This is a genomic window from Gardnerella vaginalis 1500E (assembly GCF_000263595.1).
Lineage (GTDB): Bacteria > Actinomycetota > Actinomycetes > Actinomycetales > Bifidobacteriaceae > Bifidobacterium > Bifidobacterium vaginale_E.
The window spans coordinates 184,984-206,622 of the sequence record NZ_ADES01000001.1 but is presented as its reverse complement, the minus strand read 5'-3'; the positions used below and the strand labels follow the sequence as shown (position 1 = coordinate 206,622).

The 21,639-nt window shown below is 46.0% G+C and carries 17 protein-coding genes; 11 read left to right on the top strand and 6 right to left on the bottom strand.

Going from position 1 to position 21,639, the window contains the following annotated elements; all coding sequences use genetic code 11:
• The first annotated feature begins 424 nt into the window (after positions 1 to 424).
• Positions 425 to 1,195, top strand: a complete 771-nt coding sequence (locus CGSMWGV1500E_RS05130; protein WP_004126742.1) for an SIR2 family NAD-dependent protein deacylase — start codon at positions 425 to 427, stop codon at positions 1,193 to 1,195.
• Positions 1,196 to 1,223: 28 nt separating this feature from the next.
• Here the strand turns inward: CGSMWGV1500E_RS05130 and CGSMWGV1500E_RS05135 are convergent, their stop codons facing one another.
• From CGSMWGV1500E_RS05135 to CGSMWGV1500E_RS05150, 4 genes are all read right to left on the bottom strand, one after another.
• A complete protein-coding gene (locus CGSMWGV1500E_RS05135) occupies positions 1,224 to 3,122 on the bottom strand; it encodes an alpha-glucosidase (protein WP_004126740.1) in 1,899 nt (632 codons plus the stop codon).
• Between the two features lie 205 nt (positions 3,123 to 3,327).
• Positions 3,328 to 4,296 (bottom strand): ketopantoate reductase family protein, encoded by a 969-nt coding sequence (locus CGSMWGV1500E_RS05140; RefSeq protein ID WP_004126738.1) that lies wholly within the window; start codon positions 4,294 to 4,296, stop codon positions 3,328 to 3,330.
• Positions 4,297 to 4,505: 209 nt separating this feature from the next.
• Complete coding sequence (locus tag CGSMWGV1500E_RS05145; protein WP_004126735.1) at positions 4,506 to 4,970, bottom strand: nucleoside deaminase; 465 nt, start codon at positions 4,968 to 4,970, stop codon at positions 4,506 to 4,508.
• 63 nt (positions 4,971 to 5,033) lie between these two features.
• Entirely contained in the window at positions 5,034 to 5,804 is a 771-nt protein-coding gene (locus CGSMWGV1500E_RS05150) for an alpha/beta hydrolase (protein WP_050543252.1), read from the bottom strand.
• 308 nt (positions 5,805 to 6,112) lie between these two features.
• On the opposite strand from CGSMWGV1500E_RS05150, the gene CGSMWGV1500E_RS05155 reads away from it, so the two are divergent.
• The 10 genes from CGSMWGV1500E_RS05155 to nagA all read left to right on the top strand — a co-directional run bounded on the left by CGSMWGV1500E_RS05155 (position 6,113) and on the right by nagA (position 17,995).
• A complete protein-coding gene (locus CGSMWGV1500E_RS05155) occupies positions 6,113 to 7,045 on the top strand; it encodes a DUF4862 family protein (protein WP_004126723.1) in 933 nt (310 codons plus the stop codon).
• 52 nt (positions 7,046 to 7,097) lie between these two features.
• Complete coding sequence (locus tag CGSMWGV1500E_RS05160) at positions 7,098 to 8,138, top strand: ROK family protein (RefSeq protein ID WP_004126721.1); 1,041 nt, start codon at positions 7,098 to 7,100, stop codon at positions 8,136 to 8,138.
• Between the two features lie 25 nt (positions 8,139 to 8,163).
• On the top strand, positions 8,164 to 8,832 hold the full coding sequence (locus CGSMWGV1500E_RS05165; protein WP_004126717.1) for an N-acetylmannosamine-6-phosphate 2-epimerase: 669 nt from the start codon (positions 8,164 to 8,166) through the stop codon (positions 8,830 to 8,832).
• Positions 8,833 to 8,997: 165 nt separating this feature from the next.
• A complete protein-coding gene (locus tag CGSMWGV1500E_RS05170) occupies positions 8,998 to 10,560 on the top strand; it encodes an ABC transporter substrate-binding protein (protein ID WP_004126714.1) in 1,563 nt (520 codons plus the stop codon).
• 198 nt (positions 10,561 to 10,758) lie between these two features.
• Complete coding sequence (locus CGSMWGV1500E_RS05175; RefSeq protein WP_004126711.1) at positions 10,759 to 11,664, top strand: ABC transporter permease; 906 nt, start codon at positions 10,759 to 10,761, stop codon at positions 11,662 to 11,664.
• Between the two features lies 1 nt (position 11,665).
• Positions 11,666 to 13,690 carry a dipeptide/oligopeptide/nickel ABC transporter permease/ATP-binding protein gene (locus CGSMWGV1500E_RS05180; RefSeq protein ID WP_004126708.1) on the top strand — a complete coding sequence of 675 codons (2,025 nt, stop codon included), beginning with the start codon at positions 11,666 to 11,668 and terminating at the stop codon, positions 13,688 to 13,690.
• A complete protein-coding gene (locus CGSMWGV1500E_RS05185) occupies positions 13,687 to 14,547 on the top strand; it encodes an ABC transporter ATP-binding protein (protein WP_004126706.1) in 861 nt (286 codons plus the stop codon). The genes CGSMWGV1500E_RS05180 and CGSMWGV1500E_RS05185 overlap by 4 nt, the downstream gene beginning before the upstream one ends.
• A gap of 182 nt (positions 14,548 to 14,729) precedes the next feature.
• Positions 14,730 to 15,689 carry a dihydrodipicolinate synthase family protein gene (locus tag CGSMWGV1500E_RS05190; RefSeq protein ID WP_004126704.1) on the top strand — a complete coding sequence of 320 codons (960 nt, stop codon included), beginning with the start codon at positions 14,730 to 14,732 and terminating at the stop codon, positions 15,687 to 15,689.
• Positions 15,690 to 15,849: 160 nt separating this feature from the next.
• Positions 15,850 to 16,662 carry a glucosamine-6-phosphate deaminase gene (gene nagB, locus CGSMWGV1500E_RS05195; protein ID WP_004126702.1) on the top strand — a complete coding sequence of 271 codons (813 nt, stop codon included), beginning with the start codon at positions 15,850 to 15,852 and terminating at the stop codon, positions 16,660 to 16,662.
• 73 nt (positions 16,663 to 16,735) lie between these two features.
• Entirely contained in the window at positions 16,736 to 17,995 is a 1,260-nt protein-coding gene (nagA, locus tag CGSMWGV1500E_RS05200) for an N-acetylglucosamine-6-phosphate deacetylase (protein WP_004126700.1), read from the top strand.
• Between the two features lie 118 nt (positions 17,996 to 18,113).
• Here nagA and CGSMWGV1500E_RS05205 read toward each other — a convergent pair whose 3' ends face one another.
• Both CGSMWGV1500E_RS05205 and CGSMWGV1500E_RS05210 read right to left on the bottom strand, forming a co-directional pair.
• Positions 18,114 to 18,905: a FadR/GntR family transcriptional regulator gene (locus CGSMWGV1500E_RS05205; protein ID WP_004126698.1), complete on the bottom strand. Its 792-nt coding sequence runs from the start codon at positions 18,903 to 18,905 to the stop codon at positions 18,114 to 18,116.
• Positions 18,889 to 21,525, bottom strand: a complete 2,637-nt coding sequence (locus CGSMWGV1500E_RS05210; RefSeq protein ID WP_004126695.1) for a sialidase family protein — start codon at positions 21,523 to 21,525, stop codon at positions 18,889 to 18,891. Before CGSMWGV1500E_RS05210 ends, CGSMWGV1500E_RS05205 begins: the two co-directional genes overlap by 17 nt.
• Between the last annotated feature and the right edge of the window lie 114 nt (positions 21,526 to 21,639).

The following is a 21,639-nucleotide window of genomic DNA, read 5'->3' as shown; positions in this document are numbered from 1 at the left end:
CGTTGGAAATACTAGCATCCTCCGGAGTGTCGAAAACAACGAAAAAGAACCCAAGAACCAACACAAAACCAGAAACAATAATCAAAACCAACAAAAAATAACCAAAAATAACCCCAAAAACCTCAAAACCGGGAGTGTCGCAACCCCCAGCTTTAAACAAAACAACAACAAAAACACAATCAATACAAAATCAACGCCCAAAATACACAAAAAGCAGAAAAGTATGAGATATACGATTAAACATAAACAAAAAGATATATGAATGCGATATATGGAATAAGAAATACATATATAAATGGATACTTATTAAATAAACATTTATTAAAGAATATGAAGCACATAAAAACATAAAAGCGTAAAGAGCATAAAGAAGAAGAAAAATAAGAATAGGATATTAACAGATATTAATAAAAGGAGAAGAAGAATGAACAACAAGCAATCAAACAGCAAAAGACATATCGTTGTGCTAACAGGCGCGGGAATATCTACGAGCGCGGGCATTCCAGATTTTCGCGGACCAGACGGCGTATGGACCAAGCACCCAGAACAAATGAGTGTTTACGATATAGACGCATTTTTAAGCAGTAAAGAGGAACGCATATATTCTTGGCGATGGCAAAAAGAGTCGCCAGTTTGGAACGCACAGCCTGGAACAGCTCACAAGGCACTTGTAAAACTCGAGCAGGCAGGAATGCTCGACCTTATAGCCACACAAAACTTTGACGCACTTCACGAAAAAGCTGGCAATGACCCAGACATCATAGTGAATTTGCACGGAAGTATTGGAACATCGCACTGCATGAGCTGCCACGCGAGCTATAAAACTGCCGATATTATGGCAGATTTAGACGAGCATCCAGATCCGCATTGCAGGCGCGCCCTGCCATACCGCGGAAATATGCCTTGCAATGGTCTGATTAAAACAGACGTTGTATATTTTGGAGAAGCACTTCCCGAAGGCGCTATGGAAAGAAGCGCGCAAGCAATAGTTAAAGCGGACGAGCTGTGGGTTATTGGCTCCACGCTAGAAGTATTTCCAGCTGCAAGCCTTGTGCCGTTAGCTGCTCGCGCAGGAGTGCCAATTACGATAATGAACCTGGGAGATACGCAATACGATTATTTGGCAGAGCGTATTATTCGCGAAGATATTGCGAAAGCTCTGCCAAAATTAGTAGACGAAACTATTGCAAAGTAGTTATTGCGAAACAATTATCACAAATTAACTATTGCAAAGTAACAGCTATACCTTCCCAAGGCGAAAGCGTACCATTTTTAAGCGATGTAAGCGCATGATTTACGTCGTAGGTTGTAACCATTACGTTATGCTCCGTAAAGCTGCTAGAAAGGCGATTTTGCAGCGTTTTCGCACTTTCTGCAGGAATAGGAACAGTTGATTCTGTCATATTAACCATTACGAGCATGCGTTCTGTAGATTCTGCATTAGATTCCGCAGAATCTTCCTTAGTTCCGCAATCGGATTTAAGCTCACGCACAAAAGCGTACACACACTCGTCGTCTGCATCAACCAAATTCCAAGAGCCTGTGGAAACAATCGGCTCAGAATGGCGCAAAGCAATCAAATACTTGTAAAAAGCATAAACAGAATCCGAATCTTCCATCTGCTCAGCTGCATTAATGTCTACGTAGTTAGGATTCACACTAATCCACGGCTCCGCATTGTTTAGCGACGGAACATTAAAAGGCATGAATCCCGCGTATTTAGAAGCATTCCACTGCATTGGAGTTCGAGAATTATCGCGACCGCGCTTTGCGAGCGCATCCATCATAGACTCCGCCGACTGAATATGCGCTTCTTCTACGCGCTGCTTAAACATGTTCAACGCTTCCAAATCACGATACTGCTCAAGACGAGTAAAGTGCGCGTTAGTCATACCAATTTCTTCACCTTGATACACGTACGGAGTGCCGCGATGCATGTGAAGAAGCATTGCAATTGCCTTAGCGGATCGCACGCGCATCTCATCGCTAGATTCACTTCCCCAGCGAGAAAGCGCACGCGGCTGATCGTGATTATTAAAGAACAGGCTCGCCCAACCAGCATCCGCTACAGCTTGCTGCTGCTCAGCCATTACGCGCTTTAAATCAGTCAACTTTAGCGGCACAGGATTCCACTTCGTGCCGTTTTCGCAATCAATATCTACGTGATTGAACAGGAACAACATGTCGAGTTCGCTGTGAGCAGGATCCGTAATATATGTGTTGCGGTGCGGAGAAATTCCTGGAGCCTCACCAACAGTAAGATAACCTTCGCGCCCTTCGAAAACTTCTGCACGCATCTCGCGCAAGAACTCGTCTAAACGAGGTCCGTCCGAGCAGAATGGGAATGGCGATGAATAGCCGTCGGCTCCAGCCGGAAAATCTTCAATTTGGCAGCCATCTTCACCAGGCAAGCGATCTTCAGAATCAACATGCTTTGAAATCTGCGTAATAACGTCCATGCGGAAGCCGTCAATTCCGCGATCCATCCACCAATTCATCATCTTGTACACTGCAGCGCGAACCGCAGGATTTTCCCAATTTAAATCTGGCTGCTTTGGAGAATACTGGTGAAGATAGTATTCACCTCGCTTTGGATCGTAAGTCCACGCAGAACCGCCGAAATACGAGCCCCACTTATTTGGCTCCGCGCCAGGCTCTCCTGGCACATGGCCTTCACGAGCCGGCCTCCACCAATACCAATCCGCGTAGTCGCTAGAAGCATCTCTTGAAGCTTGGAACCAGGCGTGCTCGTCGGAAGTATGATTTACTACTAAATCCATCACAACTTTAAGCCCACGCTCGTGAGCTCCAGCCAAAAGTTCGTCCATATCTTCCAAAGTTCCAAAAAGTGGATCAATATCTTGATAGTCGGAAATATCGTAACCATTATCGTCTTGCGGAGACTTGTATACAGGGCTGAGCCAGAGCACGTCAACGCCTAAATCAGCCAAATAATCAAGGCGCGAAGTTATTCCCTTCAAATCACCAATACCGTCGCCGTTGGTATCTTGGAAGCTTCGCGGATAAATCTGATACACAACTGCATTCGCCCACCAAGGGTTTGGCGTAGCGCCGTTTGTGCGCACGGATTCTGGTAAGTTTACTCGGTCAAAAGTAGTCATACATTCCCCACTAATTTACGTAAGTAAGTATTTTATTGCGTATTTTCTATTACGAATAATTTTATGTTTAATAGTATTTATAATTTTAGACTCTAAATTCTAGCAGAATACTATATATTTGCGCATATAATAAAAGCGGCCCGCAGTAAAAACCGTGAGCCGCACCTCCTTCTCATTCGTGGCACGAATTAGAATGCTCTCCAAATCACTGCTGATGATGCAGTTTGAACGCAAGCTCCGCCAAGTGCACGCCGTGAGTTAAGAATTCGTGCGTGCGGCAAACGTAATCGTTTTCGCGACCAAGTTTCGCAATATAACCGTTGATATAGTCGACTTCCGTTTCGCGACCGCGGCTCATATCTTGGTACATAGAAGGATAGTGCAAAGGATTTGCCACGCGACTTACGTAATCGATAGCTTCCATCTCCTTCTGGCGCGTATTTACCATACGAATTCCGGCGCGATCGCACGCGTCGTAAGCTTCGTTAATAAGTTGACGAGCCATATCCATAGCACCTGGGTACGAAATAAACTGGCCCATTTGAATCTGGTACATAGTGCACAAAGTGTTGATTACGGAATTAAAAATCACCTTCGCCATGCAAGTACCCTTGAAATCTTCCGTAATAGTAGGGTTCAAACCTGCAGCTTTAAAGTCGTCTCGCATAGCAAGCTCAACATCACTCACCTGCTCGTTCAACGCGCACATATTCATTGTGCCAACGCCAACTTTACCAATAAAATCAACGTCACCCGGACCATTCAAAACGGTTGCAATCATTGCCGTACCGCCGTAAATACGATCATCTGAGAAATACTGCTGAAGCTTTTCAAAATGACCCCAACCGTTCATTGCAGCAAACACAACCTGATGCTCTTTGAACAAATGCTTGCAACGCTCCAACATTTGAGCAAGCTGCATTTGCTTCATAAACACAATCCACACGTCTGGATCACCGTCGTAATCTTCAGGCGTATACATATTAATAGGCACCAAATGACGGTTTTCATGGTCTCGGCTAACCATTACTCCGCCTTGCGCGCGAACCTTATTCACATTTTCATCCCAGGCATCAATGAAATCAACATGAATGCCAGCCGTTTCCTGCAACAAAACGCCATAGCGATACCCCATAGCTCCAGAACCGATCATTGCATATTTCATGCCACTCATAGTGACACCTCCTTTTAGATAAAAATGTGCTTAGGCGAGATTCATGCGTTTTACAGGAATTACGTCGAAGCGACTACAAATATTGCAAAAGCAAAAGTAAAAACGATTTGCTTTTTGTTTTTATAGCATATTACTCAATTCGCGGAGATTGTCAAAAAATTTTCTAATTGCGTTTCTTATGGCGTTTCTAATTAAAAAATTATTCAGTTTTAACGGTGATTTTCAAAAAAGTTTCGCAAAACTTGCGCACATTCAGATTCACAAACCGAACCAATAACTTCCGGATAAGATCCCACGTGTGGGTCTCGTAAAATATCCCATACAGATCCACACGCACCCAACTTTGCATCCCAAGCGCCAAAAATTACGCGACGAAGTCTAGTTTGTAAGATTGCTCCAGCGCACATAGGGCAAGGTTCAAGAGTTACTACCAAAGTGCAGTCAGATAAATTCCAAGATTTGCGCGAGGAAGCAGCAGATTTCATAGCGAGCACTTCCGCATGAGCTAAAGGATCGTGCATTCCCTCACGTAAATTTGCTCCGCGGCCAATAATATTTCCGTCACCATCAAGCACAACTGCACCAACTGGAACTTCTCCAGCTTTAGCCGCTTCGACCGCCAACCGCAACGCTTCCTTCATTGCGTAAGTAACGGAATCATCATTTTTGTTCATAAAATCGGCTCACACAATCAACTGCACAATCAACTCACACAATCAACTCACAAATCGCAACTGCTACAGAAGTCCCGACGTAATATCGTGCAACATGAACCACTTTCGAATATCCCCAAGTTCTTCCATATGCACAGCGTGATCAAGGCCTTTGTAGCGCTTTTCTTCCAACCACGTGTGCTCCTCAAGCCAAGCGGCAGCTGCAGAAAATTCGTAAGGCGGAATCACGGCATCTTCTAAACCGTAGCCGAAAAATACAGGCGTATTGTGCTCAGCTAAATCGTCATCTTTTAAAGCAATTTCGTCTGCAGAGGCAGGAACGTTAGGAGCTATAAATCCGGAAAGCGCAACGGATGCGCGATAACGTGCAGGATTCAAGCGCAATAAATGAACTGCGAGCGCTGCTCCCTGAGAAAATCCGAATGGAACAACATCTCGATTTTCGGGAATATTCGCGCACACCCACTCGTCTATTGCGGCTGCAGCAGCATACATGTCGTAATCTAAATCTTCTCGCTGCGGCACAGCATCATGAAACCAACTGTACGCACCTTGCGCAAGTTTAAGCGGAGCACGTAATGAAATCGCATCATTATACGGAGCTACTATTCGCAATAAATCTAGTAAATCTTCTTCGTTAGAACCCCATCCGTGCAAGAACAGCAGCAACGGATGCGTTGGGTGCGCAACAGCATTACCTTGTGAATATTGTGAGTGCGTTACTTTCAGCGGCTCTCCAAAACGACCCGGCACTACGTGAGATTCGCGGCCAATATGCGGTTCGTAAGAATTGATTTGCGCATTATTGCGATTTGGTTCATCGTTAGTAGACATAGTAGTCATTGCCTCACCGCCGCTTGTATAAATTGTTACGTTACAAATCTTTATTTTAATAAATATTTTGTATCAAATCATTATGATTTTCTCATTTACAGCATACACATATAAAAAATTAATTAATAAAAATTAATTAATAGAAATTTAAAGAATGAATATTTTGATTTTAGTAACTTTCGAATTAAAAAGCAGAGTATCGCAAATTCAGTACGATTTGATAATTTATCAGACGTCTGACGAATTGTAACGTGCTTACTGTAACATACAAAGAAAGCCAATTCAGCCGCGATTTCAAGGAGGATATCATGCTGAAAACTGAATTCGTTGTAGGCGCGTACGCGTCACTGCCAAAATCACGCGAAGAACAACAACAATACTACGATTTACTCGGAAGTCAAAACTGGGTTGCCGGAACAGAAATCCCATACCCGGGCGATTTAGCAGATTCGCAAACCCGAGAATGGCTAGCAAACGCAATACCATCAAACTGGCACAAAAACACAATAACCGCAATTCCCGGAACAATGCGGCATATAAATTTTGATCCCGATCCAGAATTTGGCTTAGCAAGCACGAGCGAAGAAGGGCGACTTCGCGCAATCGACTTCTTCAAAAATATTCGTAACGCAATAGCTGATTTTGCAAACCTTCGAAACAGCTGCGATATTTCGCATATTGAAATACACACGGCACCAACTCGAATAGCGCGCGCGGACGCAATGAAAAAGTCACTAGACGAGCTCGCGCAATTAGATTGGCTTGGAACAAAGCTCGTAATGGAACATTGCGACAGGTATATTGAAGGGCAAAATCCAGAAAAAGGCTTCCTTCCGCTCGAAGACGAAATTCAAATTGCAAAAGATGCAGGAATTGGAATCACAATTAATTGGGGTCGTAGCGTTGTTGAAGAACGCAATGCTAAAGCCGCTATAAATCACGTACGCGAAGCAAGAAAAGCTGGAGTGCTTAAGGGAGTAATGTTCTCGGGAGCAGGCCCAGAAGCTACGCAATACGGGTACGAATGGATTGATGGACACTTGCCTATGGCTCCAGACGAGCCAACGTCCTTAATGACTCTTGCGGAAATTCAGGAAACTGCGCGCGAAGCTTTAAAAGACGATTATTTAATCGACTATTTGGGTGCAAAAGTATGCGTACCGCAAGATTCCAGCGTTCCAGAACGCTTGAACTATTTAAAGCATATTTACGAAGCTGTAAACGCAACACAAATTGCGTGAATTAAAAACTCAATCAATCAGCAAATAAAATATATTTCTACGGATGTGACTTATGAACGAAATAAAAGATTCTCGCTCTACATATCTTGCTTTTGACATAGGCGGAACAAAAATAGCTTACGGATTGGTTACATTACCGGAGTCGGCATGCAGCAAAAATATTGCAGATGCGGCTGATACAGCAACGGCAAATATTGCAGATGCTGCAGGTTGCGTTATTCCGTCCGTGCAAGAATACGGTTCAATACCAACCGAAGCGTCAAAAGGTGGCGAAAGCATAAAAAATCGTTTAGTAGAACTAGCGAAACAAATCCTGGAAAAAGCGCAAAAAAATGGCAAAACCATTAGCGGAATCGGCATAGCAGCCGCAGGAGTACCAAATAGTAAAACTGGCGAAATCGTTGCAGCAACAGACATTCTTCCCGGTTGGCGCGGGCAGCGAATTTACGACGCGTTTAAAAGCATAACTGATTTGCCAGTTTATATGATTGGAGACGTTGGCGGACACGGACTAGGGGAAGCTATTTACGGAGCTGGACGCGGAAAATCAATCGTACTTTCCGTTGGAATAGGAACCGGCATCGGCGGTGCAATTATTATAAACGGCAAACTTTTTACAGGAGCACACTCAGTTGCCGGTCACGCCGGTCATGTTGTTAGCGATTTGGGAGTTGGATTCGAATGCTCTTGCGGAACGCACGCTGGGCATATTGAGCCAGTTGCGTCCGGAACTGGTCTTGCAACTTTATACAACCATAATTTGCCTGCAGGTGTTCAAAAAGCGGAAAACGGGTACGAAGTATGCGCTTACGCAAACGAAGGTCAACCGCACGCTAAAGAAACGCTTGCTAAAAGCGCAAAAGCATTGGGAGAATGCATAGCTGGAATGGCGAATCTTATAGACCCAGATGTTATTGTGCTTTCGGGGTCTGTTGTAGAAGCAGGAAATATTTGGTGGGATTCAATGCGAGCTGGATTTGAAGATTCTGCTTTAGATTTGGTTAAAAGCACGCCGATTTTTAAGGGAAAGCTTGGTGGCACAGCTCCGCTTATTGGTGCTGCTTTCGCCGCTTTTACAGCTTCTCAAATTTGAAATATTTTTAAAAAGGAGAAAAACTATGAATCCTGTAGTTGAAAAAATTAAGGGCGGCTTAATTGTTAGCTGCCAAGCTTACCCTGGGGAGCCGCTTAGGCACCCGGAAACAATGGCACAAATGGCAATGGCTGCCGTAGAAGGCGGCGCTATTGGAATTAGATGCCAAGGATTGTCGGATATTTCCGCGATTAAAGGTCAAGTTGACGTTCCTGTAATCGGCATTTGGAAAGATGGCCACGATGGAGTTTATATAACACCTACTTTGCGTCATGCGCGCTGCTGTGCGGCGGCTGGAGCAGATATTATTGCGATTGACGCAACTGATAGGCCGCGTCCAGACGGGCTTACTTACGAGCAGACTGTTAGCGCTTTGCACAATGAGGGCATAGTAGTTATGGCTGATTGCGGAAACTTCGATGACGCTAAACGCGCTGCGGATTGTGGAACGGATATTATATCTACTACTTTGGCTGGTACTTCTCCAGGAAGACCGAAAACAGACGGGCCTGATTTTGAACTTTTAGGCCAGATTTTGCAAGCTTTCCCAAATTACCCTATTATTTGTGAGGGGCGTATTCACACCCCTGAGCAATTGCATGAGGTTATGCAAATGGGCGCGTGGGCTGCAGTTGTTGGGACGGCAATTACGCATCCAACGTCAATTACGCGTTGGTTTGCAGCAAAGCTTTAAAAAGAATAAATGAATTTTCACAATCTCGACACACGCACAACTTGACATCAGACATCAGACCTCTTATGTTTAAAGTAACGTGAAAATCACACGAGCGCATAATTGAAAACTATTCACATTCAAAGATGAAATGTGAATCAACAAACTCAACGGTGAGGAGAAAACATGAAACGGATTAGCTCAAAGCTAACCACTGCAATAGCTGCAGGCCTAGTCGCATTAGTTATGCTATCTGGCTGCGGTGGAGCAAAAAATAAGTCAGCAAAAGCACATACTGCTGTAAAAGATACGATTACAGCTCAAGTTGCGTACGCAAGCCGCGATTTCGCACCATCTACAACCTCTGGCGCGTTGCCAATGGCAGCAAACTGGCATGTTACGGAGCCACTTTACGCTCTTGACTACAGCAACTTTAAAGTTTTCAACGCACTTGCAAAAGGAGAACCAAAGAAGATTTCCGACACCGAGTACGAAGTAACCATTCGCGATGCCGCTAAGTTCTCGGACGGAACAGAAGTAACCGCAAACGACGTAGTATCCTCATTCAAGCGCACAACCGCGCAAGGAAGCCTCTACATATCAATGCTCGACTTCATTGATTCCGTAGAAGCAAAAGACAATCGTCACGTAATCTTTAAGCTAAAGAAAGCCTTCCCACTGTTCAAGCAGCGTCTCGCTTTGATTCAAATTGTTCCAACCGCAAAGTCGGATGCAGACTTAAAGAATCAGCCAATCGGATCCGGCCCATGGAAGTACGTATCAATCACCGATAACCAAGTAAAGTTTGAGCGCAACGATTTGTACAACGGCAAGTACAAGGCACAAACCAAGAACATGGTTTGGAACATAACCGTTGACGATACCGCTCGCGTAACTGCTATGCAAGGCGGCAAAACAGACGTAATGGAAATGGTTCCAGCACAAGCCTTCAATACTTTGAAGTCCTCCGGTTCTGAACTTAAAACCGCTCAGGGCTTCACTCTCCCATTCGTTATGTTCAACACGAAGCAGAAGCCATTCGACGACAAGCGCGTGCGCCAAGCTGTACTCTACGCAATCGACGTAAACAAGCTCATAGCAAACCAAATGAGCGGTCAAGGCGATCCTGCAACAAGCTTCTTGCCGAAGAATTACGCAAACTACCATAAGGCAAAGAACGTATACACCAAGAACATCGACAAAGCAAAGAGCTTACTCAAGGAAGCCGGCGTAAAAGGACCTATCAAGTTCACCCTTTACACAACCGACCACACTTGGATCACCCAGCTCGCTCCGCAAATCAAGAACGATCTTGCTGAAATAGGTATGGACGTAGACATTCAGTCTATGAAGTCTTCCGCACTTTACCCATCAATCACCGATCGCGACGACGCAAACTACTCGATGGTTTTGGCACCAGGCGACCCATCCGTATTCGGAAACGACCCAGATTTGTTGATGAGCTGGTGGTACGGAGACAACGCTTGGACCCGTCAGCGCACATTCTGGAAGACTTCCGAAGGATACGCAAAACTTCACAATCTTATGGACAAGGCTTTGGCAGCTAGCACACCAGCCGAGCGCCAAAAGTATTGGAACCAGTGCTTCGACTTGATTAGCGACGAAGTTCCTCTGTACCCACTCTTCCACCGCAAGACTACGACTGCCGTAAAGAAAGGCTCTTTGGCAGAGTGGAATGCAATCGGCTCTACCGGCATCAACCTTGTAAAAGCAAAGCTTACAAAGTAGGTGCAGAACCAGAAGTATTAAATAAACGTCAACCCCCTAACCTCTAACCGCAAAACCGGCCCAACTGTTTACCTTTCTCGCTTCTGTGCAGACGGGCCGGTTTTGTTATAAAAATAACAATTTCTTCAATGGATGTGTGGATGTCTTATGAGTAATTTTCTTAGACTTTTAGGTAGGCGACTAATTGCCCTGCCGTTCATGGCATTCGGCGTTACGTTCCTCGTATTCTTCCTTATGTCATTTTCAAAATATGATCCAGCAGTTGCAGCTTTAGGCGAAAACTCGTCTCCAGCAGCACTTGCAGCTTTCCGCCACGAAATGGGCTACGACCGCCCATGGTGGGAACAGTTCGGATCCTACATTCTTGGTCTTTTCCAAGGAAACATGGGTGTTTACGGCGTAAATAAAGACTCCGTAGCAGAACGCGTTGCAGAAGCATTCCCAATCACTCTTCAGCTAACTTTCATCGGCTTATTAATTGCAATAATTTTTGCAGTAGTGTTTGGCGTTTTTGCAGCACTTTACCGCGATACTTGGGTTGACCAAACAGTTCGAATTCTTTCGATTATTGCAATTGCAACCCCATCCTTCTGGCTTGGTGTTCTTTTGATTTACGTTCTTCAAATTAAGCTAGCTTGGCTCCCAGGTTCCGGCGATTTTGTGCCGTTCTTTGAAGATCCAGAAGCTTATATTGCAAGAATGGCAATGCCTTGCTTCGCACTAGGACTTCCAGTAGCCGGCCAGCTTACGCGAATCATACGAACCTCAATGGTAGAAGAATTGGATAAAGATTACGTACGAACCGCAATCGGCGCAGGAATTCCAAAAAGCGTAGTAGTTGCTAGAAACGTATTCCGCAACGCCCTAATCACCCCAATTACAACTTTGGGCATGAAGATTGGTTACCTTATGGGTGGCGCAATCGTTATTGAGGTTATTTTTGCTCTGCCAGGAATGGGCACGGCAATGTTCGATGGCATTAACGGCAACCAGCCAATGCTTGTGCAAGGCGTTGTACTGGTTGTTGCAATCGCATTCATCTTCATAAACATCATTGTTGATTTGCTATACGTATTAATCAACCCAAGGATTAGGACGGTGTGACATGCTATTTGGAAAGAATCAGGTAGTAGATGCCGCATCAAAGCCAGGCATCAAGTTTAATAGATTTAACAAAATGAGCTTAGGCTCCAGAATTGCGTTCATTGTGATTGCGCTTCTAGCATTTTGCGCTATTTTCGCGCGATTTATAGCTCCGTGCGATCCAGTAAAGATTACGCAAAACTATCAAGCTCCAACAGGTGCGCATTGGTTTGGTACCGATAACCTTGGCCGTGACGTGTTCTCTAGGGTTATGTACGGCGCACGTTATTCGCTTGTAATTGGCTTGTCATCTGTGCTTTTCGCACTGGTTATGGGAGCTATCATCGGCTCAATCGCAGCAGTAAGCCGCACCTGGATTGCTGAGCTTATAATGCGATTGATTGATATTGTAATGTCCATTCCAGGAATCGCATTAGCGGCCGTATGCCTTGCAATTCTTGGACAATCCATGATTGGCATCATCATTTCTATCGGCGTGCTTTACGTTCCACAAATCGCAAGAATTGTGCGAGCAAATATTATAAGCGAATATGGAAAAGACTACGTACGAGCAGTAATCGTTTCTGGCGCTCGAGCACCATGGATTTTACTCAAGCATGTAACCCGAAATATTGCAGCTCCAGTTATGGTGTTCACGACGCTTTGTGTTGCAGACGCAATCGTTTTCGAAGCCTCGCTTAGCTTCATTAACGCAGGTATTCCAGAGCCAACTCCAACTTGGGGCAACATTTTGTCTTCCGCAAAAGCGGGCGTTATCTTTGGATACTGGTGGCAGGCATTGTTCCCAGGCCTTGCGATTATGATTACCGTTCTGTGCTTGAACATTCTTTCTGAAGGAATTACTGACGCAATGGTTGCGGCACCAACCGCTCCAGTTTCTAAGACTGCAGCCGACGCTGATGCAGCTCGTAAGGAAGACAGGATTCTTACTGACCCAGTTGCAGCATACAAAGAGCAGCACGCAGCTTTGGTTGAATCTCTTGCGAAACTTCGCGAAGCTGAACTAAAGCGCACGGATCGTTTGCAGCCAACGTCTACAGAGCCTCCAGTTATTGAGGTTAAAGACTTGTGCATTCAGTTCCCACGCTACGGCAGCGTAAATGTTGTAGACCACTTGAGCTTCTCTGTTCGCCCAGGCGAGACAATGGGCTTGGTTGGTGAATCTGGTTGCGGTAAGTCAATCACTTCGCTGGCGATTATGGGCTTGCTTGATCCAAAAGCTAAGATTAGCGGACAAATCCTGTTTAATGGCAAGGATCTTGTAAAGCTTAGCCCAAAGGAGCACAATGCTTTGCGCGGCCACGAGATTGCAATGGTTTACCAAGATGCTTTGTCTTCCTTAAACCCATCAATGCTGATTAAAACGCAGATGAAGCAGCTAACTTCTAGAGGTGGCACTCGTAGCGCCGAAGAGTTGTTGGAGCTTGTAGGCTTGGATCCAAAGCGCACGCTTGAATCCTACCCGCACGAGCTTTCTGGCGGCCAGCGTCAGCGCGTGTTGATTGCAATGGCACTTACGCGAGATCCAAAGTTGATAATCGCAGATGAGCCAACAACCGCTTTGGACGTTACTGTTCAAAAGCAGGTGATTGACCTTCTTAACGAATTGCGCGAAAAGCTTGGATTTGCAATGGTGTTTGTAAGCCACGATTTGGCTCTTGTTGCCAAGGTTGCGCACTCGATTACCGTAATGTACGCAGGCCAGGTTGTTGAGCAAGGCTCCACTAAGGAAATCCTAACCGACCCGCATCACGAGTATACGCGTGGTTTGCTTGGCTCCGTAACCTCCATTGAGGCTGGTGCTCCAAGATTGCACCAGGTTCCAGGAACGGTTCCAAGCCCATCCGACTTCCCTAAGGGAGATCGATTCGCTCCTCGCTCTTCTCATCCAGATCAAGGACTAGACGTGCGCCCAGTAATGAAGCGCATTCCAGGAACGTGGCACTTCTACGCCGCGCCTCCAGAGCCTGAATCGGATGTACCTTCCGCAATTTTGACCGCCTCCGATCAAGGAGATGTGCGATGAACATGAATGTTAACGAAACAAACAAAGTACAGAACGAAAATGGCGATGTTCCAATCATCGAGCTGCGCGACGCCGAAGTGGTGTTCACTACTCGAGCAGGATCTGGCTTATTCCATAAGAACAAGATTACAGCCGTAAACAAGGTAAATCTTAAGCTTATGCCAGGCAAGACGATTGGTATTGTTGGTGAATCTGGTTGCGGAAAGTCTACTACTGCAAACACTATGTGCGGACTCCAGCAGGTTACGAGCGGCAAGGTTTTGTTTAAAGGGCAAGACGTTACGCACCGAACCGCAAAAGAGCGCATGGATATTGGACGCGTGGTTTCCGTTGTGTTCCAGGATCCAGCAATGGCTTTGAATGCTCGTATGAGTGTGATTGATCAGCTGATTGACCCGCTTGTTGTGCACAAGATTGGAAGCAAAGCTGAGCGCGATGCTAGAGCCAAGGAGCTAATCCGAATGGTTGGTTTGCCTCACTCTGTTCTTGGCGCTTTGCCAGGTCAGCTTTCTGGCGGCCAGCGTCAGCGTGTGGCAATCGCTCGTGCGCTTTCGCTTAATCCAGATGCAATAATCGCAGATGAGCCAACTTCTGCTTTGGATGTTTCTGTGCGTGCTCAGATTTTGAATCTTCTTTCCGACTTAAAGAAGAGGCTGAATCTTTCCATGGTGTTTATTAGCCACGATATTCAAACAATCCGCTACATATCCGACGAAGTCGTTGTTATGAATCACGGAACGATTGTTGAGCGAGGCGAAACGCATCAGGTTATTAACAATCCTCAAAATGATTACACGAAGATTCTGATGGGAGCGGCACCGTCGCTGTTGCACCCAACGGAAGAAGAGTGCAAGTAAGGTGCGTTAAATAAATCCACACAAAATCTTGGGCGGTTCACTATTACTCACAACAAAACTCAAGCGAGCCGCCCATCTCACTCAACTAAATTACGAAAACAAAATATTAAACAGAAATTTTAAATTCGAAATTTAATATCGAAACTTAATATCGAAACTTTAAGCACGAAAGAAGTGTAATTATGACTGAAAAATTCCACGGCGTTATTCCTCCAGTTGTTACGCCATTAACTGCAGATGGCGAAGTAGACGTTGTTAGCTTTGAGCGCTCACTTAATCGCATGATTGATGCTGGAGTAGACGGCCTGTTTACACTTGGCTCTTCTGGCGAAGTGGCATTTAGCACAGATAAGCGCCGCCGTGAAATCATTGAAAACGTAATGCGCATTGTAGACGGCCGTGTGCCAGTTTTGGTTGGCTGCATTGACACGGAAACAAACCGCGTAATTGAGCACGCAAAGGAAGCCAAGGAGCTTGGGGCTTCTGCAATCGTTGCAACAGCGCCATTCTACGCACTCGGCGGCATGGCAGAAGTTGAGCGCCACTTCCGTCTTATTCACGAAGCTGTTCCAGATTTGCCATTATTTGCTTACGACATTCCAGTTTGCGTGCACACGAAACTTCCTGGCAATTTGCTTGTAAAGCTTGGAAAAGATGGCGTGCTTGCTGGCGTTAAGGATTCTTCCAACGACGACGTGTCGTTTAGGTTCCTTGTAGACGACAACAACAAGGCTGGCCACCCATTGACTTTGCTTACGGGCCAAGAGGTTGTTGTTGATGGAGCATACATGTCTGGCGCAGACGGATCTGTTCCAGGCCTTGCAAACGTTGAAGCAACTGGTTACGTGCGAATGTGGAAGGCTGCTCAGGCTGGCGATTGGGCAACGGTTAAGAAGGAGCAGGATTGGCTTGCTGCTTTGATGCGAATTGTTACCGTACCTAGCGGCGTGGCAGGCTTCGGCGCTGGCGTTGGAGCATTTAAGACCGCAATGGCATTGCTTGGCGTGTTTGACACAAATCAGATGCCAGATCCAGTTTGCCCACTTAAGGGAGAAAATGTTGAAGCCGTGGCTGGCGTTCTTAAGGAAGTTGGCTTGACTTTGGCAAAGACTCCGCAAGAAGTGAGCGATTCCACTAAGTAGCGGCTTAAGTGCGTATCTTAAGTAAAAATCATAAATAATCATAAATAATCTAATAAAGCCTTTTATTTATGGTGCATAGTAAGTAAATAGTGTTGCGGTGTGCGTTAATTCGCATGCCGCAATGCTAATAATTGCTTAAAGCTTTAAAGGAGAAGCAAAGATGGCAGAAGTTATTATTGTAAAAGATCAGGATGAAGCTGGCGAGCTCTACGCAAAAGCAGTTGTAGATTTGATTAGTCGCAAGCCAGACGCAGTACTTGGCCTGGCTACAGGGTCTAGCCCATTAAAAGCCTACGAGCATCTTGCAAAGCTTGTTAAAGAAAATAATGTTGACGTTAGTCGCGTGCGCGGATTTGCGCTTGACGAGTACATTGGATTGCCATTAGAGCACGAGCAGTCCTACCACAGCACAATCCGCAGAACCGTAACCGACTTAATCGGCCTAAACCCAGATTTAGTGCACGTTCCAGGAGATGTTCTTAACGGAGCTCCATTAAGCGAAGGCAGCAAGATTGCGCACGCTGGAGCTGACTACGACGCTGCTATTGCTGCTGCTGGTGGAATCGACGTGCAAATCTTGGGAATTGGCTCCGACGGCCACGTTGGATTCAACGAGCCTGGATCTTCGCTTGCGTCTGGAACGCGCGTAAAAACCTTAACTGAGCAGACTCGTGTAGATAACCGCCGATTCTTCGACGGAGATATTAACCAGGTTCCAACTCACTGCATAACCCAAGGAATTGGAACGATTTTGCGCGCTAAGCATCTTGTTCTTCTTGCGTTCGGCTCAAATAAGGCAGATGCTGTAGCTGCAACGCTAGAAGGCGGAGTAAGCTCGCTATGCCCAGCTTCCGCGCTTCAAATGCATCCACACGCAACCGTGATTATAGACGAAGCGGCAGCAAGCAAGCTTAAGTTGGCAGACTACTATCGTTGGGTGTACACAAATAAGCCATCTTGGCAGGGAATCTGATAGATCCGATACCTCTGATAGATAAGTCTAAAATTAAGTAACGTATTCAAAAGCACAAACGCAGGTGGGTTAAATGTCAAAAAATGCATACTTAGATGCCGTAAATAAGATTGATGATTCACTAAAATCAAACGAGGGGCACAGTTTTGTAGTGCGAAACGTTAGCGTTGTAGACGCGCGCGGAATTGTTCCTAACGCTTGGATTTTGGTTAAAGATGGCGTGATTTTAGAAACGGGCATTTTAGACGAAGACCTTGCGCTGGCGATTAATGCTTGCGGCTTGCGCGCATCTGACTTAAATGTTGTAGACGGCGGTGGCTATTTTGCTGCGCCAGGCTATATTGATTTGCACGCTCATGGAGCCTGGGAGCATTCGTTTGACGACGGTGCCGAAGGGATTGCCATTGCGCGCGCGTATCACATGCTTCACGGAACAACTAGGCAAGTTCTTAGCTTGATTACAAATCCTCTTGACGTAATGCAAGAGAATTTGCGCACCGTTAAGCGCGTTATGCAAACGCGACCAGATGTGCTTGGATCTCACTTAGAGGGGCCGTTCTTGGCGCTTTCTAGAAAAGGCGCGCACGACCCTAATTGCCTAGTGGACCCTACTCCCGAGCGTGTTGAGGCGCTGCTTGAGGCGGCGGATGGCACTTTGCGCCAGATTACTATTGCTCCTGAGCGTGAACATGGCATGGAGGCTATTAAACGTTTTGTTGACGCTGGCGTAATCCCAGCCGTTGGCCATTGCGATGCGGATTATCAAACTGCTCGCACAGCTTTTAACTCAGGTTCCACGCTTATGACACACATGTTTAACGCTATGAACGGCATTCATCACCGTAAGCCAGGTCCAATTCCTGCAGCCTTGGAGGATTCGCGCGTCACGATTGAGCTTATTAACGACGGCTTCCACGTTGAAAATCCCATTTTGCAAATGGCGTTTAATGCCGCTCCTAATCGTATTGCGTTTGTAACAGACGCTATGGCCGCCACCGGTTGCGCGGATGGCTCTTATAAGCTTGGAGCACTTGACGTTCAGGTTACAGACGGTCATGCAAGGCTTGTTTCTAATGGCGCTATAGCGGGGTCTACTTTAACGTTGGACGTTGCGATTAAGCGCGCTGTTAAAGAGCTTGGCATTGGCTTGCCGGCGGCAATTGCGGCTGCAACTCTCGTTCCAGCCCGCGCTCTTGGGGTAGATAAGCAGAATGGTATAACTAACGCGCCTTTGGGCTTGGTTGAAAAGGGTTACGCAGCCGACTTACTTTTGCTTAATTCTGGGAATTTGGCCGTCGAGCACGTTTGGCTAGAAGGCCATAAAATTTCGTAACGGAAATCGTGTCGTTGCGATTAATCGTGATGCTGTAGTACTCAGGCATCACCATTGAAGATGGAAGAACCGCTCTCTAAACTAGAGCGGTTCTTCCATTTTATAGAATGTATGTGCTTCAGCGCTTTTGCAGTCTATTAAGCAAAATCGACTGAATTGGCTCGTAATGGCTATTTACAGCCTGCCTATATCCGTCTGCGTCTCCCGCAATAGCAGTTTTAAGCATAAGTTCATGCGCTCTAGCGGTTTTTTCAAGCTCGTCCGAAACTTCCAGCCCCAATTGTGGCAAAACAGCCATATGCACAAGCCACAAGCATCGCACAAATTGCTCTGCAATCGTATTGTTTACCGCGCGCAAAATGCCCGTGTGGAAAGCAATGTCTTGTTCCAAGAACGTTTTTCCAGCATGCGCCTCTTTTGTCATTGTTTCCGAAAGCGCTTCCAGCTCTGGATGCTGCGTTCCCTTAAGCGACTCAACAACTTTATCCGCGCATCCAAGGTCTAGGAATTTGCGCATTTCTACAACGTTACTCAAGTCTTCAAAATTCTTATTAATGGAGATTAAGGAGCGAAAAGCGAGTGTTTCCACCATTGGGTCCAAAGATAGCGAGCCAACAAACATGCCTTTCCCTTGCTTAACTTCCACAATGTTAAGTGCTTCCAGCTTGCGAATCGCCTCGCGCACCGATGACCTTGATGCGCCAATCAAATTGCATAGCATTGGCTCAGTTGGCAGCATGTCTTTTGGTTGCAAGCGTTCTCTTAAAATAAGCGATCTGATTGCATCCATCGTTTCGTCGCAACGTTTTCTTGCAACAATCGGAGCGGAGTTAGAGCTTGCTTGCAATAACGATAAGCGGTCTAGTGTTGTCATCTCATCGTCTTCGCAGCTGCTAAATGTCTCTTCCATTTTGGCTCCTTTCAGTTCGCATGAGTCTTCTCTCTTTTATTTCTTCCATTTTTTCGTTTTTGTGTACTTTGTTTTTGAAACCTGTTTGCAAACTATCTTGCCGACAAAGCGAGGAATCTATTGCTGTTATATAAATTCCAGTAGTCTCTTTTTCCCACAGTAGTTGCAAATTGTGTTTATTGCTAGAGGTAAGGCATTGATAAACGTGGTGGAATGGGTTTACGCACACATTTTTTTGCCACGTTTTGCCGCCGTCGAAGCTAAATCGCACAACTCCGCGGCCGCGGTACGGCATCATTTGGCTTGCGTTTGCAAATGCTATGCAGTCTGCGTTTTGCGCGTTTTCGCCGCTGAAGCAGGTTGCGCTCGGCTGGCTGAATATCTCGGGCAAGCTTTGGTCAAAAATCAGCTCGCTCCACGTTTCGCCGCAATCGTGACTAATGGCCTTGCCTACGCAGCCCGAGCGATTTTGATTGCGGAAGAACGCCAGAATATCGCCATTTTTGCGCTCTACAAACACGGTTTCGGAGCTTGTTGCATCGTCGTCTTGCATTGTTGCGGGATCTACGATTTTGCCGCCCATTAATCGCCCTTCGTTAATCATTTTGCCTCGGCGCCACGTTTCGCCGTCGTCGTCCGAAATAAGCGCTCCCGAAGAATAGTGCGATTTGCTTTGGCCGCTGCAATAAAATGGCACGAGTATTCTGCCGTAATGTTTTTCGCTATGCCTAATAATAATTCCGTTCCCTGGGCATACTCCAGCGAAGCTCATCCACGGTTCTTTAACCATGTGGTCAATTAAGCGTGGTGCGCTCCACGTTTCGCCGTCGTCGTCCGAGTAGATTTGAGCTATGTAGCAAGTTTTTTCGGCGAATAATGGCTGACTTTCGCTTGCAATTTCTGGCGATTTCCATATGTCCCACGTGGAACTGTCGCAAGTTTGATTATTGTGCAATCCGCTGCTCAGGTCTCCGCTCAAATCGCCATTTTTTATGCTTCCATCTGGGTAAATTAGCCAGTTTGTTGCGCATTCTTTTTCGCTAGAATTGCATGGCAATTTTACGGCTGCGCTTGCGTCCATTGCCGCCGCGTAGTGGCCACCTAAGCGGTCTATAAGCTTGATTCTTCCGCATGCGTCTACGCCTACAGCTGTTTTGCAATTTGTTAGCCCAATTCCGCCAGGATTAATGTCAATTAATACGTTGATTCTTTCGCTTTTGCCTTCTGGGTCTAAAACAGGGCAGGAGTCGATTGCGCTGGCGCCCAGTTTTCCAAGGTTTTTGCCAGGCATGTTGATTACGGTTTGCAAAGGCCCCCACGTTTTGCCGCCGTCCGCAGACCTGCGAATCACAAAGTTTATGTGATTTGGAGCGTCGTTCGAAACGCTTGTTCGCTGGTCTGCTCCCGCGATTAGCGTTCCCATGCGCGTTTTTACAAGCGACGGTATTCTGTAGCTGCGAGAGCCTGCGTAGCCTGTGTCGAATAATGCAGTTGTTACAAGCGGTTTTACTCTTGATATTCTTTGGATTTGGCCTTCGCTTAGCGCACTAAAGTAGATTCCGCCCGTTCTAGCTTCGCCCATTAATCGCACTCCGCGCAGGTTTTCGCCAATGCTTACGGCGTTTAATCCCGTTATGTTTGCAAACCAGAATTGTCCTATGTTGTGCGACTGGCTGTATCCGTCTACGTAAATGTCGATTGCTCCGCGATTTGCGCGAATAATCAAGTCGTGCCATTCGCCGTCGTCAACGCTTGCGGCTGCTTCGATTACGCTTTTTACGCACGTTTCGCTGTCGATTAGCGTGATTTTTATGCCTTCTGGCCCTGCATACACGCTTATTTTTTCGCTAGATTCTAGATTAGTTTTCGTTCCAACAGTTCCGGCTGCAAAAAGCACTCCGTGTTGGCCTGGCCCGCGCAGCCTAAATTGAATGTGCAGCGTTCCGCTGGACTTGCAAGATACGCGTTTTATGTCTCTTGCGCAAATCGTAGGTCCTGCAAACCATATGTCTGGCTGTGCTTGAGTGGCCGAATTTGCGATTTCTTCTGGATTTGGCAAGTGGTTTGAGTAGTAAAAGTCGTAGATTTGCGAAGATTCTGCCTGTACTGCACACACTTCGGCCGCTTTTTCGCTCACTCTTTGCGGTCCAAGATTCGTTGCGCTCGCAAAGCACTGGTATCCGTCTAAATAAAATCGGCTCCCAAAACTTCCGTACGTTATTACAAAATCGTGTTCGCGCCCATCGCATGCGCCTAGCGCATCTTCCATGTGCAGTGCAATTTCTTTTGCACCGTTTGCGTCGGCGTTATCTTCTAAAAGATTTTGCGCACTAAGCAGGGGAGCATCTTCTTTAATACTTATTTTTATTATTGGAGTTGCGTGCTCTTGATGCGTGGAAGCTTGCGATTTTTGCGCGGGCTTAATATTTAATAAATCGCAATCCGCATTTGCTACAAATTTGAACCCTATTATTCCTTCGTTTTGATTCCCGCGATTCCCGCTATTTTCGCTAGCTGCCGTAATTTTTATTGTGGCATGATTGAATCGCGTGTGTGCCGAACCCCCGATACTGGCAATTTCTTCACCCAGGTTCGTCGTCTTCGTTGAACGACGTTCCATTTTAGTCCTCCATGACCGTAAAAATTAAAACACCAATGTTTTAACACATATGACGTCTTACGACGTTCGCTATTCAGTCTATCACACATTTTTAAGCAACTGCACAATTGTTAC

Bases quoted from the DNA above. Each gene is read 5' to 3' on its own strand.
- nagA (WP_004126700.1), top strand. From the start codon at position 16,736: ATGTCAAAAAATGCATACTTAGATGCCGTAAATAAGATTGATGATTCA.
- CGSMWGV1500E_RS05130 (WP_004126742.1), top strand. From the start codon at position 425: ATGAACAACAAGCAATCAAACAGCAAAAGACATATCGTTGTGCTAACA.
- CGSMWGV1500E_RS05170 (WP_004126714.1), top strand. From the start codon at position 8,998: ATGAAACGGATTAGCTCAAAGCTAACCACTGCAATAGCTGCAGGCCTA.
- CGSMWGV1500E_RS05155 (WP_004126723.1), top strand. From the start codon at position 6,113: ATGCTGAAAACTGAATTCGTTGTAGGCGCGTACGCGTCACTGCCAAAA.
- CGSMWGV1500E_RS05165 (WP_004126717.1), top strand. From the start codon at position 8,164: ATGAATCCTGTAGTTGAAAAAATTAAGGGCGGCTTAATTGTTAGCTGC.
- CGSMWGV1500E_RS05180 (WP_004126708.1), top strand. From the start codon at position 11,666: ATGCTATTTGGAAAGAATCAGGTAGTAGATGCCGCATCAAAGCCAGGC.
- CGSMWGV1500E_RS05145 (WP_004126735.1), bottom strand. From the start codon at position 4,970: ATGAACAAAAATGATGATTCCGTTACTTACGCAATGAAGGAAGCGTTG.
- CGSMWGV1500E_RS05185 (WP_004126706.1), top strand. From the start codon at position 13,687: ATGAACATGAATGTTAACGAAACAAACAAAGTACAGAACGAAAATGGC.
- CGSMWGV1500E_RS05190 (WP_004126704.1), top strand. From the start codon at position 14,730: ATGACTGAAAAATTCCACGGCGTTATTCCTCCAGTTGTTACGCCATTA.
- CGSMWGV1500E_RS05150 (WP_050543252.1), bottom strand. From the start codon at position 5,804: ATGTCTACTAACGATGAACCAAATCGCAATAATGCGCAAATCAATTCT.
- nagB (WP_004126702.1), top strand. From the start codon at position 15,850: ATGGCAGAAGTTATTATTGTAAAAGATCAGGATGAAGCTGGCGAGCTC.
- CGSMWGV1500E_RS05210 (WP_004126695.1), bottom strand. From the start codon at position 21,525: ATGGAACGTCGTTCAACGAAGACGACGAACCTGGGTGAAGAAATTGCC.
- CGSMWGV1500E_RS05175 (WP_004126711.1), top strand. From the start codon at position 10,759: ATGGCATTCGGCGTTACGTTCCTCGTATTCTTCCTTATGTCATTTTCA.
- CGSMWGV1500E_RS05160 (WP_004126721.1), top strand. From the start codon at position 7,098: ATGAACGAAATAAAAGATTCTCGCTCTACATATCTTGCTTTTGACATA.
- CGSMWGV1500E_RS05140 (WP_004126738.1), bottom strand. From the start codon at position 4,296: ATGAGTGGCATGAAATATGCAATGATCGGTTCTGGAGCTATGGGGTAT.
- CGSMWGV1500E_RS05135 (WP_004126740.1), bottom strand. From the start codon at position 3,122: ATGACTACTTTTGACCGAGTAAACTTACCAGAATCCGTGCGCACAAAC.
- CGSMWGV1500E_RS05205 (WP_004126698.1), bottom strand. From the start codon at position 18,905: ATGGAAGAGACATTTAGCAGCTGCGAAGACGATGAGATGACAACACTA.